Here is a 16,619-nt window from a genome sequence, read left to right as displayed (position 1 = left end):
GCGTCAGCGCGCGCATTGCAGCGCCGCCAGGAAGCGCCGCGGCGCGCCGTCGAAGCCGCCGTTGGACATGAACACCACATGGTCGCCGGCGCGCGCCTGCGCCTGCAGCGCCGCCAGCAGCGCAGCCACGTCCGCTGCGGCACAGGCCTGGCCGCGCACCGCGGCGATCACCTTGCCCGCGTCCCAGGCCAGTTCCGGCCGCTGCAGGAACACCACCGCATCGGCCGCGTCCAGCGCCGGCGCCAGCGCTTGGGCATGCGCGCCCAGGCGCATCGAATTGCTGCGCGGCTCCATCGCCACCACGATGCGCGCCGCGCCCAGCTTCGCGCGCAGCCCTTCCAACGTGGTGCGGATCGCAGTGGGGTGATGCGCGAAGTCGTCGTAGACGGTGATGCCCTGCGCCTGGCCGAGCACTTCCAGGCGCCGCTTGACGCTGCGGAACTGCGCCAGCGCCGGCAGCACCGGCGCCGGCGCCACGCCGACCGCGTGCGCCGCGGCCAGCGCCGCCAGCGCGTTCATCACGTTGTGCCGGCCGAGCAGCGGCCAGCGCACTTCGCCCAGCTCCTGGCCGCGGTGCAGCACCGCGAAATGGCTGCCGTCGGCCGCCAGCAGGCGCGCGCTCCATTCGAACGCCGGATCCAAGCCGAAGCGCTCCACCGGGGTCCAGCAGCCCATCGCCAGCACCTCGCGCAGATGCGCGTCCTCGCCGTTGACGATCAGCCGCCCGCGCCGCGGCACGGTGCGTACCAGGTGATGGAACTGGCGCTGGATCGCGGCGACATCCGGAAAGATGTCGGCGTGGTCGTATTCGAGATTGTTGAGGATCGCCACCAGCGGCCGGTAGTGCACGAACTTGCTGCGCTTGTCGAAGAACGCGGTGTCGTACTCGTCGGCTTCGACCACGAACAGCGGCCGCTCCGCCACCGCCACGCTTGCGCCGTCCTCTGCCCGAGAGCCGCCAGCGGCCGCCGCGTGCCGGTTCGCATCGACCGCCGCTGCCGGGCCGCGAGGCGCGCCGCCGGCCGCGGACGCCTTGCCGCCCAAACGTGCGGACACGCCGAAATCCTCGGCCACGCCGCCGATCAGGAAACCCGGTTCGCGGCCGGCCGCCTGCAGCAGCCACGTCAGGATGCTGCTGGTGGTGGTCTTGCCGTGGGTGCCGGCCACCGCCAGCGTGTCGCGCCCGGGCAGCACCCGCTCGCTCAGCCACTGCGCGCCGGAGGTGTAGGCGCGGCCGGCATCCAGCACCGCCTCGACCGCGGCATTGCCGCGCGACAGCGCATTGCCGACGATCACCTGCGTGCAGTCGGCGCCGATGTGCTCGGGCAGGTAGCCCTGCTTCAGCGCGATGCCGAGGTGTTCCAGTTGCGTGGACATCGGCGGGTAGATCGCCTGGTCGCTGCCTTCGACCGCATGGCCGAGTTCGCGCGCCAGCGCGGCGACACCGCCCATGAACGTACCGGCGATGCCGAGAATATGGAGCTTGCTCATGGACCGATTGTCGCCGATCCCCCGACGCGCGCAAACCGGCGCGCAGCGACGACCGGCGCCGTGCCGCAGCTCAGGCGGGCGCACGCCGGCGCTCGCCGCGGTGCGCAACGGCGATCGCGTCAAGCAGGCAATCCCCTACACGACCTGAAGAAAGTTCCCGATAGGCAAATCGAGAGCGGACATCGAAAATGAACGGGCCAGCCGCAGCATCCCTACGGTCCTACTCCCCAAGAGGCCATCCCCAAGGGAGCTCATGTTGCGGGGCCCTGAGCAAGCCCGTTCGCTGGCACCTAACGGTTTCCGGCCTCCCGCCCGCGTCCCCGCGTGGCGGGAGGCGCGGTTTGGCCCGGCCTGCCGCTGGCGGCGGATGCGGTTGGATTCTGTGGAGAGCGAGGCTTGCCGATCCCGTGGCGCGGACGCGCGGCAACTGGAGTTCGCCACCGCCCCGGTCGGGCCGAAGCCCTGCGCGCACCCAGCACGTTGGCCGCGCGCCCTTAGCTTTTTTAGGCGTGGTTTCAACCGCGACCAACGCAGCGCAGAGGGTTCTGGCTGCGGATGCGGTCGCAGCTGAAGCCCCTCCTACAGTGCAGCCGGCCGGCCAAGCGCGAGGCTTCGCAGGAGCGACTCAGCCGCGATCAACGCAACGCAGAAGGTTCCGGCGGCGACCGCGCGGCACGGGGCCGCCTCAGCGGTCGATCGACGCCAGGATGCGCGCCAGCACATCGTCCAGCGAGCCGACGCCGTCCACGCGCGCCAGGGTGCCGCGCTTGTCGTAGAAGCCGATCACCGGCGCGGTCGAATCGTTGTACACCTGCAGGCGCTTGCGCACCGACTCGGGATTGTCGTCTTCGCGGCCTTCGGCCTTGGCGCGGCCGGCGATGCGCTCGACCAGCAGCTCGGTGGCCACGTCCAGCTGCACCACCGCATCCAGCGGCTGGCCGAGCTTGGCCAGCAGTTCGTCCAGCGCCGAGGCCTGGGCCAGGTTGCGCGGATAGCCGTCGAGGATGAAACCGTTGGCGACGTCGTCGCGGCCGAGACGCGATTCGAGCATGCCGAGCAGAATGTCGTCGGAAACCAGGTCGCCGCGCGCCATCACTTCCTTGGCCTGCACGCCGAGCGGGGTGCCGGCGGCGACTTCGGCGCGCAGCAGATCGCCGGTGGAGATGTGCGGGATCTGCAGCTTGTCCTTCAGGCGGGCCGCCTGCGTGCCCTTGCCCGATCCGGGCGGTCCCAACAGAACCAATCGCATCAACCTGACTCCTCGAGGAAATTACCGTGCGCGGCCGGCGGCGTTAGACTCAGGGACCACGCCTGCGCTGTACCGCAAGGTCCCCAGCTTACCGCATCCGGGCAATGTCCCGGCAATGTCCCCACCCCCACCAGCGAGTCCCGACCATGACCCAAGGCACCCTGCTGTACGCACAATCCGGCGGCGTCACCGCCGTCATCAACGCCAGCGCCGCCGCCGTGATCGGCGAGGCGCGCGCGCGCAAGGTCAAGGTCCTGGCCGCGCGCAACGGCATCCTCGGCGCGCTGCGCGAGGAGCTGATCGACACCTCCAAGGAATCGGCCGCGGCGATCCGCGCGCTGGCGCACACGCCCGGCGGCGCGTTCGGTTCGTGCCGCTACAAGCTCAAGTCGCTGGAGGCCGATCGCGCCAAGTACGAGCGCCTGCTGCAGGTGTTGCAGGCGCACGACGTGCGCTACTTCCTCTACAACGGCGGCAACGATTCGGCCGACACCGCCTGGAAGGTGTCGCAGCTGGCCGACGCGTTCGGCTATCCGCTGCATTGCATCGGCGTGCCCAAGACCATCGACAACGACCTGGCAGTCACCGACACCTGCCCCGGCTTCGGTTCGGCCGCCAAGTACACCGCGGTGTCGGTGCGCGAGGCGGCGCTGGACGTGGCGGCGATGGCCGAGACCTCGACCAAGGTGTTTGTCTACGAGGCGATGGGCCGCCACGCCGGCTGGCTGGCCGCCGCGGCCGGGCTGGCCGCGCAGTCGCCGGACGAGGCGCCGCAGATCATCCTGTTCCCCGAGCGCGCCTACGACGAAGCCGCGTTCCTGGCGCAGGTGCGCAAGGTGGTGGACAAGGTCGGCTGGTGCGTGGTAGTGGCCAGCGAAGGCATCCAGACCGCCGACGGGCGCTTCGTCGCCGATGCCGGCGGCGGCACCGACGCGTTCGGCCACAGCCAGCTCGGCGGCGTGGCCTCGTACCTGGCCGGCAAGGTCAAGGCCGAACTCGGCTACAAGGTGCACTGGACCCTGCCCGACTATCTGCAGCGCTCGGCCCGCCACATCGCCTCCAAGACCGATTGGGAGCAGGCGCAGGCGGCCGGCAAGGCCGCGGTGCAGTTCGCGCTGAAGGGCATGAACGCGGTGATGCCGGTGATCGTGCGCAGCAGCGATGCGCCGTACCGCTGGAAGATCGAGCCCGCGCCGCTGAGCAGGATCGCCAACCACGAGAAGAAGATGCCGCCGGCGTTCCTGCGCAAGGACGGTTTCGGCATTACCGAGAAGGCGCGCCGCTACCTGCAGCCGCTGATCCGCGGCGAAGCCTATCCGCCCTACGACCGCAGCGACGGCCTGCCCAGGTACGTGGCGCTGAAGAACGTGGCGGTGAAGAAGAAGCTGCCGGCCTGGGAGGGCTGACGGGGCGCTGGACTCGGGACTCGGTTTACAGCGTGTCGTTTCCGGCGATGCGGGAGAAGGCTGCATTCCGGCATCCCCACTGCAAACCGCGCGACGAGGAATGCGGATGGACTTCGATTGGCACAACGGCCCGATCACGCGCGCAACGCCGGTGGACGAGACCTACCGGAATACGCAGGCGGTGCGCCGCTTCCTCGCCGGCGCATGCCACGCGCCCCGATTCACCGGCAGGCCTGGCCTTCCAGCTTCATCTGCGCAGTGAACTGCGGCACCGGCGCGATCGCGCCGGCCGCCGCCTGCTTCTTCGCCTCTTCCAGATAGATCCGCGACTGGCCCTGGCCGTCGAGATCCGGCTTGGTCGCCACCGGCTTGCGCCACACCCGCACCACCGCCTGCTGCGACGGACAGGCCGCGCTGGGCACGCGGATCACGTCGTTGAACTTCCAGCCGCTCGCCTCGCTGGGCTTGGCCTGGTCAAACTCCACCAGCTTGGCGCGCGGCTGGCAGGTGGGGCTGCTGCGCACCGCGGAAAACGTGTAGGGCTGCGCCGCATCGCCGGTGTAGACGCCTTCGAAGCGCACGCAGGCCTCGGGGATCTGCCGGATCGTGTGCACCACGCCCACCGCCTGCGCGGCACCGGGCTGACGCTGCAGTTCCGGGACCGGATCGGCGGCCAACGCCGCCAGCGGTGCGCTGGCGCACAGGCCCAGGGCCAAGGTCGAAGCGAGTGCGCGCAGCCGCGCCGGGATGATCGATTGCATCGGCTTGCTCCTTGAAAGCGATGCGCCACGCTGCCACGCACCGACTGAACGCGGCGCCAAGACACCATCGGCGCCTGCCGCTGGCGATGCACAGGACCCGGGCGCATACTCGGCGCGCTCAGGCCAGGTCGCACATGGCGATACGCACCACCGGCGCAGTGCGGCCGCGGAGTCGCTGCATGCCTCAGGCTCCTTCGGTGTGATTCCGCTGTACGTCCCCAGCGCTTGGGCGACATCCACATCCTTGGGAGGGGTCATGCTGGAACGATATGCGGTCACCGTGGCACTGGCGTGCGCGGTCTTGGCAATCCTCTATGGCGTCGTGTCCACGCGCTGGGTCCTGGCCCAGCCCGCCGGCAACGAACGCATGCGGCAGATCGCCGATGCGATCCAGGAAGGCGCACGCGCCTACCTCAACCGCCAATACCAGACCATCGCCGTGGCCGGCGTGGCGCTGTTGCTGCTGGTCGGCTTCTTCCTGAGCTGGTACACCGCCGGCGGCTTCGCGATCGGCGCGGTGCTGTCCGGCGCGGCCGGCTACATCGGCATGAACCTGTCGGTGCGCGCCAACGTGCGCACCGCCGAGGCGGCGCGGCGCGGGCTGGGGCCGGCGATGGACGTGGCGTTCCGCGGCGGCGCGATCACCGGCATGCTGGTGGTCGGGCTCGGCCTGATCGGCGTGGCCGGCTACTACGGCGTGCTGCAATGGCTGGGGCGCAGCGTCGAGGACAGCCTGCACGCGCTGGTCGGCCTGGCCTTCGGCAGTTCGCTGATCTCGATCTTCGCGCGGCTGGGCGGCGGCATCTTCACCAAGGGCGCCGACGTCGGCGCGGACCTGGTCGGCAAGGTCGAGGCCGGCATCCCCGAGGACGATCCGCGCAACCCGGCGGTGATCGCCGACAACGTCGGCGACAACGTCGGCGACTGCGCAGGCATGGCCGCGGACCTGTTCGAGACCTACGCGGTCACCGTCATCGCCACCATGCTGCTCGGCGGGCTGATGGCGGCCGAGGCCGGGCGCAACGCGGTGCTGTATCCGCTGGTGCTCGGCGGGGTGTCGATCGTCGCCTCGATCCTCGGCACCTTCTTCGTGCGCGTGCGCCCGGGCGGTTCGATCATGGGCGCGCTGTACAAGGGCGTGATCGTGTCCGCGCTGCTCGCCGCGGCCGCGTTCTGGCCGGTGACCCAGCAACTGATGGGCGACACCGCCGCCGGCGCGACCAGGCTGTACGGCTGCGCGCTGATCGGCCTGCTGCTGACCGGCCTGATCGTGTGGATCACCGAGTACTACACCGGCACCCAGTACAAGCCGGTGCAGCACGTGGCGCAGGCCTCGACCACCGGCCACGGCACCAACATCATCGCCGGGCTCGGCATCTCGATGAAATCGACCGCGCTGCCGGTGCTCGCGGTCTGCGCGGCGATCTGGGGCGCGTTCGCGCTGTCGGGCCTGTACGGCATCGCCATCGCCGCCACGGCGATGCTGTCGATGGCCGGCATGATCGTCGCGCTCGACGCCTACGGACCGATCACCGACAACGCCGGCGGCATCGCCGAGATGGCCGAGCTGCCGCCGGAAGTCCGCGCGGTGACCGACCCGCTGGACGCGGTCGGCAACACCACCAAGGCGGTGACCAAGGGCTATGCGATCGGTTCGGCCGCGCTGGCCGCGCTGGTGCTGTTCGCCGACTACACGCACAACCTGCGCGCCGCGCATCCGGGCGAAACCTTCGCCTTCGACCTGTCCGACCACACGGTGATCATCGGCCTGCTGCTCGGCGGCCTGATCCCCTACCTGTTCGGCGCGATGGCGATGGAGGCGGTGGGCCGTGCCGCCGGCGCCGTGGTCGAGGAGGTGCGGCGCCAGTTCCGCGAGATCCCCGGCATCATGGAGGGCACCGGCAAGCCGCAGTACCACCGCGCGGTGGACATGCTGACCCGTTCGGCGATCCGCGAAATGATCGTGCCGTCGCTGCTGCCGGTGGCGGTGCCGGTGGTGGTCGGGCTGCTGCTCGGCCCGCGCGCGCTCGGCGGCCTGCTGATCGGCACCATCGTCACCGGGCTGTTCGTGGCGATCTCGATGACCACCGGCGGCGGCGCCTGGGACAACGCCAAGAAGTACATCGAGGACGGCCACTTCGGCGGCAAGGGCAGCGAGGCGCACAAGGCCGCGGTCACCGGCGATACGGTCGGCGATCCGTACAAGGACACCGCCGGCCCGGCGATCAATCCGCTGATCAAGATCATCAACATCGTCGCGCTGCTGATGGTGCCGCTACTGTAGCGGCACGCGCCCGGCACCGGCGCTGGCAGCGCCCCCGCCGGCGCCGGTGCGCAGCGCGGCTACAGGCAATCGATCAAGCCGTCGTTGACGCTGCGCTGGCCATGCGGCAGCGGCGCGAACAACGGATGCTCGCCCGCCAGCGCCTGGTACAGCGCCGCCAGCCGGGTCCGCGGCAGCAGCGGCGTCGGGCACTGCCACAGCTTGGCATCGACCTGCACCTGGCCGCTGGCCGGATCGATGCTGGCCTCGCTGGCGCCGAAGGTCCACACGCACTGGCCGATCGCCCCGTCGCGCTGGCGCACCGAGCAGCGGTAGCGCAGCGGCCGGTAGTCGCTGTAGTCGCCTTCGCAGAAGGTGTCGCCGCAACTCTGGTCGAAGTCCTCGGCCAGCCGCTGCTCCAGATCGTAGAACGCCTCCCAGCCCGCGCCCGCGGTGGGATAGTCGACCGCATCCACGTAGACCTGCTGCTGCGCCTGCGCCTGGGCTGCACCGCAGGCCAGCAGCACGACCGCCAACAGCGGGCCGATCGAACACCGGATTCCCTTCATCGTCTTGCTCCTTGTGGGTGGACTGTGGACATAGCGTCGCGCGCCGGGTGGACGGGCACTATCGGAAACCTTCCCATTCGAGCCGGTGTGGAGTCCGAAACCCGTGTAGGAATAGACCGAGGCTGGGCAGGCGGCGCGCCTGCCGCTGCGCCAGGCGCGGCCAGCGGGCGCCGGATGCGGCAAAACCGACGGGTCCCAGGCCGCCCGCGCTGCATTGCAACAGCCAAGCGACTAGAATGCAGACCTCTTTGAAGCCACTCCACTGGAGCTAGCGCATGGGTCTGGAACTGGTCACCTCCGGCAAGAATCTCCCGGAAGAAATCAACGTCGTCATCGAAATCCCCAAGGATTCGGAGCCGGTCAAGTACGAAGTGGACAAGGCCAGCGGCGCGATCTTCGTCGACCGCATCCTGTCCACCCCGATGCGCTATCCCTGCAACTACGGCTATGTGCCCAACACCTTGTGCGGCGACGGCGACCCGGCCGACGTGCTGGTGGTGCTGCCGCTGCCGCTGGTGCCCGGCTGCGTGGTGCGCTGCCGCCCGGTCGGCGTGCTCAAGATGAGCGACGAGGCCGGCAGCGACGAGAAGATCCTGGCGGTGCCGGTGGCGAAGGTGTTCGAGGGCTACAGCCACATCGAGGACATCGCCCAGGTCTCCGGCCACTGGATGGAGCGCATCGGCCACTTCTTCGAGCACTACAAGGATCTGGAGAAGGGCAAGTGGGTCAAGCTGGACGGCTGGGGCAACGCCGCCGAAGCCAAGCAGATCCTGCTGGACGCGGTCGAGCGCTACAAGACCAGCGCCTGACCAATGGGCGTCGCGGCGGGGGGAGACCCGCCGCGGCTGACCCGCTTCACGTTTTACGAATGCCAACCCTGCCGCATTCCGGCGTTTGGAGTACATTGCGGAACGAATATCCGGGCCGGTCGAGCGTGAACCGGTCCCTTCTGGGGGGAAGTCTCTTGCGTATCCTGTTCGTCGGCGACGAAGCGAGCCTGCCGGCCGAGGTCACCGAATACATCCGCGAATTGGGCGAGGACTGGCAGGTCCAGAGCGTGCTCGACGGCAATGCCGCCATCGCCGCCGCCGCCACCGAGCGCCTGGATGCGGTGATCGCCGCGCCGGCGCTGCCCGACCTGACCACGGCCACCCTGCTCGGCCAGATCCGCACGCTGAGTCCGGAAACCATCCGCATCGTGCTGATCGACGCCGAGCAGAGCAACCGCGCGCCGCCGGCGCGCATCATCGGCGTGGCGCATCGCTTCCTGCCGCTGCCGCTGCCCCCGGAAATGCTGCTCGAGGCGGTCACCAGCATCGAGGAACTGCAGGAACTGCTCGGCGATCCCCGCTTGCGCGCCAGCATCGGCCGCATCGAGAAGCTGCCCTCGCCGCCGCATCTATACCTGAGCCTGATGCACGCGCTGGAACAGGACGACGGCAGCAACGCCGCCGACCTGGCCAAGCTGGTGTCGGCCGATCCGGCGATCGCGGCCAAGGTGCTGCAGCTGTGCAACTCGGCGTACTTCTCCAACGGCCGCACGATTTCCGACCTGCGCTCCGCGGTGACCCGGCTGGGCATCGCCACCTTGCGCGACCTGGTGCTGGCCAGCGAAGTGTTCTCGGTGCAGGCGCTGTCCAACGCCGAACGCAACGCGCTGCAGCAGCGCTCGCTCATCGCCTCGAAGCTGGCGTCGAAGATGCTGCCGTCCTCCAGCGCCGAACTGGGCGCGACCGCAGCGCTGCTGGCCGACATCGGCCTGCTGCTGCCGGGCATCCGCAACGAGCGCGAACCGGCCGCCGCGGGCGACGACGAACGTCCCGGGCATGCCGAGGCGGGCGCCTATCTGCTCGGCCTGTGGGGCCTGCCGATGCCGATCATCGAGGCGGTGGCGTTCCACCGCCAGCCGCAGCGCTCCAGCACCCGCAGCTTCTGGGTCGCCGGCGCGGTGCACGTGGCGATGGCGCTGGCCAGCGGCTCGCAGATCGATGAAGACTATCTGGCCAAGACCGGCGTGTTGAACAAGCTGCCGGTCTGGCGCGAACAGGCGGAAAACCTGATGGGGCTGACCTCGGCCTAGCGGCGGCCAGCGCTGTTCTCGCAGCGCAGCGAAATTCCCAAGGAATCGATGTTCCTTGGCGGCGGGCATGCCCATCGCGATCGCATCGAAGGAATGGCCAGCGCCCTGCGCGGTGCCGCCGATGGCGGCTTGCCGGCGATTCCGGGCATCCGCGCCATCCGCCATCCGCGAAAGCGCTGCAAGCGCCCAGAAGCAGGAATAGCGACTCGGGCTCGCCGTCCTAGGCCACGCCGCTTGCGAGACCGCCGCCATCACAATCGTCGCAGCAATGATGGGGACAGGCCCTACTGCGGTTTTTCTGGGCGACTTCAGTCGCGACAGCTTTATCGGTAAAGCCTGTCGCGACTGAAGTCGCTCCCACAAAAAGCAATCGCCTCCGCCCCCTCGCTTACCGCTCAACCTCTCGCCGCAGCAGCGTTCGGCGGAAACAACAACCCAAAAAAGACGGGCCTTGCGGCCCGCCTTCTTCGTTGCTCAGACGCCGATGGATCAGAAGCGCTGGGTGTACTTCATGTACATGTAGCGCCCGATATCGAAGCCGCCGTAGTAGGCGAAGCCGCTGTTCGGCGCCGAGTACATCAGCGGACCGCGGTGATCGAACACGTTGTTCGCGCCGATGGCGATCGTCGCATCCCACGGTGCCTTCCAGTGGACCTGCAGGTCGTGGAAGGTATTGGAGCCGGTGTGACGCAGCGGATCGGATTCGCCATTGGCGAAGTGGCCCGGAGCGTCGCAGTAGTCCTGCGCCAGGGTGATGCAGCTTTCCTTCATGCCCGAGTAGTAGCGCAGCGTGTAGTTCACACCGAAGTCGCCCATCGACCAGTTCACGCCCAGGTTGGAGCGCACGCGGAAGATGCCCGGCTCGCCGACGCCGCCGATCATGATGTTGTCGCCGGCGTCGTTCTGGCCCGCTTCGTCGTACTTGCCGACGTAGCTGCTCTGCCAATCGATCAGGATGTTGCCGATGCCCATTTCCGGCAGACGGTACTTCACGCCCAGGTCGTAGCCTTCGGTTTCCATCCGCCCGAGGTTGGCCACGCCGTAGCTCATCGCCGAGATGTGGCCGTCGCCGGCACGCGTCACGCCCGCGCAACGCGCGGCATTACCCAGCACGTAGCAGTCGCGCAGGATGCGGTCGACGCTATCGGCGATGATCATGTCCTTGATCTCGTAGCGGTACCAGTCCAGCGAGATGTCCAGGCCCTGCACCCAGCGCGGGCTCCACACCAGACCGGCGGTCTTGCTGGTGGAGGTTTCCGGCTTCAGCTTCGGGTTGGCGCCGCTGACGAACTGGTCGGGGGTCTGGCACGGGTAGGTCGTGCACGGCACGTCGCCCTGGCCGAGCTGGGTGTAGCCCACCGGCACGCCGGCGCCGCTGCACGCCGCATTGCCGTTGACGCTGCCCGCAGCGCCCACGCCGCACGGATCCACATACGACTCGAAGCTGCTGTTCAGGCCGCCATACAGATCGCTGATGGTCGGCGCACGGAAGCCCTGCGCGTAGGTGCCGCGAACCAGCACCTCGTCGACCGGCTTCCAGGTGAAGCCGAACTTGGAGTTGATCGTGTCGCCGAAGTTGCTGTAGTCCGAATACCGGCTGGCGGCGTTCACGGTCAGTTCCCTGGCGAACGCCATGTCGCGCAGGATCGGCACGTTCAACTCGAGATAGAACTCGTCCAGCTTATAGTTGCCGGCCGTGGTCTTGGCGCCCAGCCCGGTGCTCTCGCCCGACTGCGCGAACGCGTCCGGTGCGAAGCGGCCTTCTTCCTTGCGGTGCTCGTAACCCACCGCGATGCCCAGGTCGCCCGCGGGCAGCGTCGCCAGCGTGCCGCTCAGGTTCGCCGTGTAGCTGGTGGTCTTGGTCAGGCCGGTATCGGTGAAGTCCGGGAACAGGAAGTCCTGCAGGTCCGGGTCGGCCAGCGAACCCTGGCCGGCGACGCCGTACGGCAGCAGCGGGTTCCACGGACGGCATGCGCTCAGCGACACGGGGTTGGCTGCGGTGCCGCACTGGGCGACGCCATTGGCGTTGATGAAGGACGAACCCAGCGCCTGGCGCGACGCGATCAGGCTCATGTCGCCGTGACCGGTCTTGGTGCTCTCGTTGCGGTTCCACAGGGCGCCGACGTCCCAGTCCCAGGTCTTGCCGGCGAATTCGAAATAGCCGCTGACGGTCGGCGCGAAGCGCGTGGTCTTCAGCTTGCTTTCGGTGGTGCGCGGCACTTCCCACAGGCGGCGGCGGAAATCCACGTCCTGCCCGATCGGGTTGAACGCGCTGTCGCCGGCCAACGGCGTCTGGATATCGCCAGCGGCCGACTGGTACGGATAGCCGGCGGCCTGCTGGTCGGTGCTGCGCTCGTTGTAGAGCACATCGGCATTGAACACGAGCGCATCGCTCAGGTCGTAGTTCGCGTCGGCGAACACCGACTTACGCTCGATGCCGGTCTGCACCATCATCTGCTGATTCGCGTTGGCGCGCTCGGCCGCGGTCAGCGGGTGGTAGTCGGCCGGATTGTTCGGGTTGCCGCCCTGGTTCAGGGTCTGCCACACCGCAACGTCGGGGTCGCTGCAGTCGACCGCGAGCGGGTTGCACCAGCTGCCGTTCTGGCTGATCGGGCTCCAGCCGTTCGGGGTCGAGTGCGGACCACGGCTGCCGTCGCGGCTGAACCAGCGGTTCTTGGCGAACACCGGATCCTGCTTGGAATACTCGGCCGACAGGGTCACGCCGCCGCGCTCGCCCTGCGAACCGATGGTGAGGGAGTACTGCGAGGTCGCGCCGTCGCCCTGGCCGAACTGGCCGTACTCGACCGCGGCCTCGGCGCCGTCGAAGCGCTTGCGGGTGATGACGTTGACGACGCCGGCGATGGCGTCGGAACCGTAGATCGACGAGGCGCCGTCCTTCAGCACTTCGATGCGCTCGATCGCCGACATCGGAATCTGGCCGAGATCCTGATAGCCGCTGGTGGTCGCGCCCATGCGCTTGCCGTTCAGCAGCACCAGGGTGCGCTGGGCGCCGAGGTTGCGCAGGTCCACGTAATAGCCGCCGACATTCTCGCCGGAGGCCAGCGCGTCGGCGCGCGAGATGGCCGGGGAACCGGCCGAGGTCAGGTTCTGCAGCACATCGGCGACCGAGGTGTAGCCCTGGCGCTCGAGCGCCTGGCGGTCCAGGGTCAGGATCGGCTGCTGGGTCTCGATATCCGCACCGCGGATACGCGAACCGGTGATCTCGATGCGTTCCAGGTTGGTGGTGGTGGAAGGGGCGGATTCTTGCGCGCCGGCGATGGCCGGCGTCAACGCGATCGCGATGCTGGCGGGCAACAGGCCCAGCCGCACTGCGGAAGTGCGAAGGTTCATCAATCTCTCCAGGGCAACGTTAGGGGCGTGTTAAGCGCCCTGGGCACGTTACGTTCCGGTGAGCACCGGCGCTTTGCTGCGGCCGTTCGCAGACGTTGCCGAATCTGGCGGCACCAGCGCTTGCTGCCGATATTGCGAAGCGGACACGCCGAAGCGGGCGCGGAAGGCACGGGCGAAGCTGCAGCAATTGTCGAAGCCGCTGGCCGCGGCGACCTCGCCGATCATCAGCGTGGTGGTGCGCAGCAGATCCGCGGCGCGCTCCAGGCGCAGCCGCGCCGACAGCGCCTGCGGGCTTTCTTCGTACAGGCTCTGGAAGGTCTTGGACAGATACCAGCTGGAGAAGTTGGTCAGTTCGGCCAGTTCACTGATCCGCACCACGCGGTCGCGGTGCCCTTCCAGATACAGATGCGCGCGCTGCATGCGCCCGAACACCTGGCGCTTGCGCACCCGCGAACGCCCCGGGCAGCGCTGCACGCGCTGCGAGAACTCGCCCTGCATCGACGCCAGGTGCAGCAGCACCGGGCGCATCGCCAGCGCATCGCCGGGCCGCGCCGCCGCCTGCCGCCACAGCCGTAGCGCGATCCGCGCCTCGCGCGGCGACAGCGTGCCGCGGCCGGCGTACAGGGTGGCGTCGGCCATGCGCCCCAGCGCCTTCAACGCATCGGCATCCAGGCTCAGGCCGATGCACAGGCCGTCGCGATCGGCCTGCACCAGCGGCCGCGAATCGCGCTCGAAGGCCAGCCACTGGCCGCGCTGCAGGTCGAAGCGGCCTTCCTTGGCGTCGATCCAGGCGCTGCCGCGCAACTGGATCCAGACCGTGAACGCGGCGGCCGAGGCCTGCAGGCCGCCCAGACGCGCGGCGCCCAGGCAGGCCGAGCCGGCGGGCGCGTCCTCGTTGTCCAGCATCCGTTGCTGCCCATGATCGGCCAGGAACACGTGTCGCATCCGACGCACCCGCTTTGCTTGAACCGGCGCGCAGTGTTGCCGGATGTGGCGGCCAGGTCAGGACGCGGCGGCGATGTTTGTCCGAAATCGGCACGAAGCCGTCACGCACAACTTACGACGCTCACTTTCCCTTGTGCAGCAGCCACTTGGAGGTGATCACCGAGAACCAGCCGGTGCGCTCGGGCATGCGCATGAAGCCGATGTCGCTGCCGTCCTCCACCGCCAGCGATGCGTACACGTCGCCGCTGCGCCGGTCGATGCTGAAACCGTTGAGCGAACTGAGCCGGTCGCGGTCCAGGCACACGCTGTCGCCGAGCCCGCCGCCGATCCGCGCCAGCCGGCTGGCGCACTCGCCGGTCGGGAACAGGTAGCGCACCTCGCCGCCCGCGCCCAGCGCCCAGGTCCGGTAACGCCACAGCGACGGCACCGCCGCGTCGACCACCGCCACGCTGGCCGGGTCCAGCGTCGCGTCGGCACGCCACAGGCCGCTGCGCGCCAGGCGGGTGAACAGCACCTGCCCGCTGTCCGCGTCCACGCGCAGCTGCGAGACATCGTCCAGCGCCGCCAGCCGCCGCCACGGCACGCTGCGCCGGTCGTACAACTGCAGGCGGGTGCGCCCGTTCTCGCCGAGCAGCACCAGCAGCTGCGCCGGATCGGCGGTGTACAGCGCCTGCAGCGGCTCGCCGGACGGCACCGGCAACGGCACCACGCTGCCCGACTGCGGCCGCACTTCGTAGAGCACCGAGCGGCCCTGCGCATCGCGGCCGCTGACCAGCAGCGACTGGCTGTCCGCCGACCAGGCCGGCGCCTGCCGGATTTCCGGGCGCAGCCCCTCGATCTGGCGCAGCGACTGCGGCCGGGTCACCTCGCCCCACCACAACGCATAGCTGCCGGAACGGTCGGAGGTGAACGCCAACTGCTGGCCATCGGGCGCGATCACCGGCTGGCTGTCGCGCCCGGTGGAGGCGAACAGGCGCTGGCGCTCGCGCTTGCCGTGGCGGTCCGCGGCGGCGATGCGATACAGCGCGAACTGCGGACGCCGGTGCACGAAGGCGAGCCGCTCGCCGTCGCGCGACAGGGTCGGCGACTGCGCGTCGCCCAGGTCCAGGTCGCGCAGGCGCTGCGAGGCGGTGTCCAGCCGGTACAGGCGGGTCTCGCTGTCGACCCGGCGCCCGAACACCAGGCCGCGGCCGTCCTGGGTCCAGTCCCAGCCGCGGATCTCGGCGAACTCGCGGGTCAGCGGCTCGGCGCGGCCGCCCGCGGCCGGCATCCGCCACAGCCCGCCCATCTGCGGGTTGCGTACGAAGGCGATCCACTGGCCGTCGGGCGAATAGCGCGGCGCGTAGTCGAAGTCGCCCGCGGCGACCGGGTAGGGCAGCGCGCGCCAGCGGCCGCTGGCCAGATCGAGCACACGGATGCCGCGGCCAGGCTGGCGTCCGGTCATGCTGCCGAACAGCAGCCCGCGCCCGTCCGGGGTCCAGTCGAAACTGAGCAGTTCGGTGCCGTCGCAGCGCGTGGCCTCGCGCGCCGCGCCATGCCCATCGGCGGCCACCAGCAGCACCTGGCACTGCCCGTCCGGCCCCAGCCGGGCGAAGGCGATGCGGCGGCCGTCCGGCGACCAGGCCGGCAGACGATCGGAATCGCCCTTGCCCGGCACGCCGAGCGGACGCGGCAGCGCACCGCCGGCGGCACGGCCGGTCGCCTGCACCAGCAACTGCGTGCCCGCGCGGCCCTCGATCCCGGCGGCATACGCCAGCTGCGCGCCGTTCGGCGACAACGCCGGCTCCAGCTCGAAACCCGGCGTCGTAACGATCAGCCGGTATGGCCGCTCCGGGCTGCCGACCACCCGCTCCTGCTCGCTGCCGGCCGGGTCCTGGCCGTCCCGCGGCAGCCACCAGCTCAGCATCGCCAGCAACATCAGGCCCGCGCCCGCGACGGCGGCCAGCAAGGCCTGCACGCGGCGCAGCGGCGGCGCAGGCACAACCGCGGCCGGCACCGACGCTGCGTCGGCGGCCACCGGCACGGCGGCATCGGCATCGGCGCGCATGTCCTCGCTCACCGCCGCAGCGGCCTGCGCACTGGCATCCGCCTCCACCTCCGCCAGCGCCTGCAGCGGCGCGACCAGGCGATAGCCGGTCTTGGCCAGGGTTTCGATATAGGCCGGCGCGTCGCCCTTCGCGCCGGCGGCGAAGGCCTTGCGCAACTGGGTGATGGCCTGGGTCACCACATCGTTGCTCGGCTGCGTGTCCGGCCACACCTGCGCCAGCAGCGTCTCGCGCTCCACCACCTGCCCCGGCTGCGCCAGCAGCACGCGCAGCACGCCCATCGCCTTGGGCGTGAGCCGCTGCGGCCGCCGCGCGTGCGGCGCATGCACTTCGCGCAGCGACAGCAGCACCAGGCAATCGCCGACCTGCATCCGTTCCGGAAGCAGCGGGGTGGCAGGGGATCGAAAGGACATGCGCGACTGAGGCAACGACGATCTGCGATGGAGTGGGAGCCACGTC

Annotated in this window: 13 protein-coding genes; 6 read left to right on the top strand and 7 right to left on the bottom strand. The window is 69.6% G+C overall.

The window, feature by feature from the left end; all coding sequences use genetic code 11:
- Positions 1–3: 3 nt before the first annotated feature.
- A complete protein-coding gene (gene mpl, locus FZ025_RS12915) occupies positions 4–1,491 on the bottom strand; it encodes a UDP-N-acetylmuramate:L-alanyl-gamma-D-glutamyl-meso-diaminopimelate ligase (protein ID WP_046977926.1) in 1,488 nt (495 codons plus the stop codon).
- Between mpl and FZ025_RS12910 the strand changes: the two genes are divergently transcribed.
- A complete protein-coding gene (locus FZ025_RS12910; protein ID WP_158185568.1) occupies positions 1,490–1,639 on the top strand; it encodes a hypothetical protein in 150 nt (49 codons plus the stop codon). The genes mpl and FZ025_RS12910 overlap by 2 nt on opposite strands.
- Before the next feature lie 537 nt (positions 1,640–2,176).
- On the opposite strand, the gene FZ025_RS12905 is transcribed toward FZ025_RS12910, so the two are convergent.
- Complete coding sequence (locus FZ025_RS12905) at positions 2,177–2,740, bottom strand: adenylate kinase (protein WP_046977925.1); 564 nt, start codon at positions 2,738–2,740, stop codon at positions 2,177–2,179.
- Between the two features lie 146 nt (positions 2,741–2,886).
- Here FZ025_RS12905 and FZ025_RS12900 point away from each other — a divergent pair, with 146 nt between their 5' ends.
- Together FZ025_RS12900 and FZ025_RS22930 are read left to right on the top strand one after the other, a co-directional pair.
- Positions 2,887–4,146, top strand: a complete 1,260-nt coding sequence (locus FZ025_RS12900) for a 6-phosphofructokinase (RefSeq protein ID WP_046977924.1) — start codon at positions 2,887–2,889, stop codon at positions 4,144–4,146.
- Positions 4,147–4,246: 100 nt separating this feature from the next.
- On the top strand, positions 4,247–4,408 hold the full coding sequence (locus tag FZ025_RS22930) for a DUF6434 domain-containing protein (RefSeq protein WP_343126173.1): 162 nt from the start codon (positions 4,247–4,249) through the stop codon (positions 4,406–4,408).
- Here FZ025_RS22930 and FZ025_RS12895 read toward each other — a convergent pair.
- Positions 4,368–4,907 (bottom strand): hypothetical protein, encoded by a 540-nt coding sequence (locus FZ025_RS12895; RefSeq protein WP_046977923.1) that lies wholly within the window; start codon positions 4,905–4,907, stop codon positions 4,368–4,370. The genes FZ025_RS22930 and FZ025_RS12895 overlap by 41 nt on opposite strands.
- A 256-nt stretch (positions 4,908–5,163) precedes the next feature.
- On the opposite strand from FZ025_RS12895, the gene FZ025_RS12890 reads away from it, so the two are divergent.
- Positions 5,164–7,191, top strand: coding sequence for a sodium-translocating pyrophosphatase (locus FZ025_RS12890; protein WP_046977922.1), 2,028 nt, complete (start codon positions 5,164–5,166; stop codon positions 7,189–7,191).
- A 59-nt stretch (positions 7,192–7,250) separates the two neighbouring features.
- Here the strand turns inward: FZ025_RS12890 and FZ025_RS12885 are convergent, their stop codons facing one another.
- A complete protein-coding gene (locus tag FZ025_RS12885) occupies positions 7,251–7,739 on the bottom strand; it encodes a hypothetical protein (RefSeq protein WP_046977921.1) in 489 nt (162 codons plus the stop codon).
- A 275-nt stretch (positions 7,740–8,014) separates the two neighbouring features.
- On the opposite strand from FZ025_RS12885, the gene ppa reads away from it, so the two are divergent.
- Together ppa and FZ025_RS12875 are read left to right on the top strand one after the other, a co-directional pair.
- The gene (gene ppa / locus FZ025_RS12880) at positions 8,015–8,548 is read left to right on the top strand and encodes an inorganic diphosphatase (protein ID WP_046977920.1); all 534 of its coding nucleotides are present in this window, start codon (positions 8,015–8,017) and stop codon (positions 8,546–8,548) included.
- 155 nt (positions 8,549–8,703) lie between these two features.
- Positions 8,704–9,819 (top strand): HDOD domain-containing protein, encoded by a 1,116-nt coding sequence (locus tag FZ025_RS12875; RefSeq protein ID WP_046977919.1) that lies wholly within the window; start codon positions 8,704–8,706, stop codon positions 9,817–9,819.
- A gap of 489 nt (positions 9,820–10,308) precedes the next feature.
- Here the strand turns inward: FZ025_RS12875 and FZ025_RS12870 are convergent, their stop codons facing one another.
- From FZ025_RS12870 to FZ025_RS12860, 3 genes are all read right to left on the bottom strand, one after another.
- A complete protein-coding gene (locus FZ025_RS12870) occupies positions 10,309–13,170 on the bottom strand; it encodes a TonB-dependent receptor plug domain-containing protein (protein WP_046977918.1) in 2,862 nt (953 codons plus the stop codon).
- Between the two features lie 48 nt (positions 13,171–13,218).
- Positions 13,219–14,115, bottom strand: coding sequence for a helix-turn-helix transcriptional regulator (locus FZ025_RS12865; RefSeq protein WP_046977917.1), 897 nt, complete (start codon positions 14,113–14,115; stop codon positions 13,219–13,221).
- A 121-nt stretch (positions 14,116–14,236) separates the two neighbouring features.
- A complete protein-coding gene (locus FZ025_RS12860; protein WP_046977916.1) occupies positions 14,237–16,573 on the bottom strand; it encodes a winged helix-turn-helix domain-containing protein in 2,337 nt (778 codons plus the stop codon).
- Positions 16,574–16,619: the final 46 nt, after the last annotated feature.

This window comes from Xanthomonas hyacinthi (genome assembly GCF_009769165.1).
Classification (GTDB): domain Bacteria; phylum Pseudomonadota; class Gammaproteobacteria; order Xanthomonadales; family Xanthomonadaceae; genus Xanthomonas_A; species Xanthomonas_A hyacinthi.
The sequence above is the reverse complement of the archived record's forward strand: the minus strand, read 5'-3'. Positions and strand labels throughout refer to the sequence as shown.

Bases quoted from the DNA above. Each gene is read 5' to 3' on its own strand.
- FZ025_RS12900 (WP_046977924.1), top strand. From the start codon at position 2,887: ATGACCCAAGGCACCCTGCTGTACGCACAATCCGGCGGCGTCACCGCC.
- FZ025_RS22930 (WP_343126173.1), top strand. From the start codon at position 4,247: ATGCGGATGGACTTCGATTGGCACAACGGCCCGATCACGCGCGCAACG.
- FZ025_RS12895 (WP_046977923.1), bottom strand. From the start codon at position 4,907: ATGCAATCGATCATCCCGGCGCGGCTGCGCGCACTCGCTTCGACCTTG.
- FZ025_RS12890 (WP_046977922.1), top strand. From the start codon at position 5,164: ATGCTGGAACGATATGCGGTCACCGTGGCACTGGCGTGCGCGGTCTTG.
- ppa (WP_046977920.1), top strand. From the start codon at position 8,015: ATGGGTCTGGAACTGGTCACCTCCGGCAAGAATCTCCCGGAAGAAATC.
- mpl (WP_046977926.1), bottom strand. From the start codon at position 1,491: ATGAGCAAGCTCCATATTCTCGGCATCGCCGGTACGTTCATGGGCGGT.
- FZ025_RS12885 (WP_046977921.1), bottom strand. From the start codon at position 7,739: ATGAAGGGAATCCGGTGTTCGATCGGCCCGCTGTTGGCGGTCGTGCTG.
- FZ025_RS12870 (WP_046977918.1), bottom strand. From the start codon at position 13,170: ATGAACCTTCGCACTTCCGCAGTGCGGCTGGGCCTGTTGCCCGCCAGC.
- FZ025_RS12865 (WP_046977917.1), bottom strand. From the start codon at position 14,115: ATGCGACACGTGTTCCTGGCCGATCATGGGCAGCAACGGATGCTGGAC.
- FZ025_RS12910 (WP_158185568.1), top strand. From the start codon at position 1,490: ATGGACCGATTGTCGCCGATCCCCCGACGCGCGCAAACCGGCGCGCAG.
- FZ025_RS12905 (WP_046977925.1), bottom strand. From the start codon at position 2,740: ATGCGATTGGTTCTGTTGGGACCGCCCGGATCGGGCAAGGGCACGCAG.
- FZ025_RS12860 (WP_046977916.1), bottom strand. From the start codon at position 16,573: ATGTCCTTTCGATCCCCTGCCACCCCGCTGCTTCCGGAACGGATGCAG.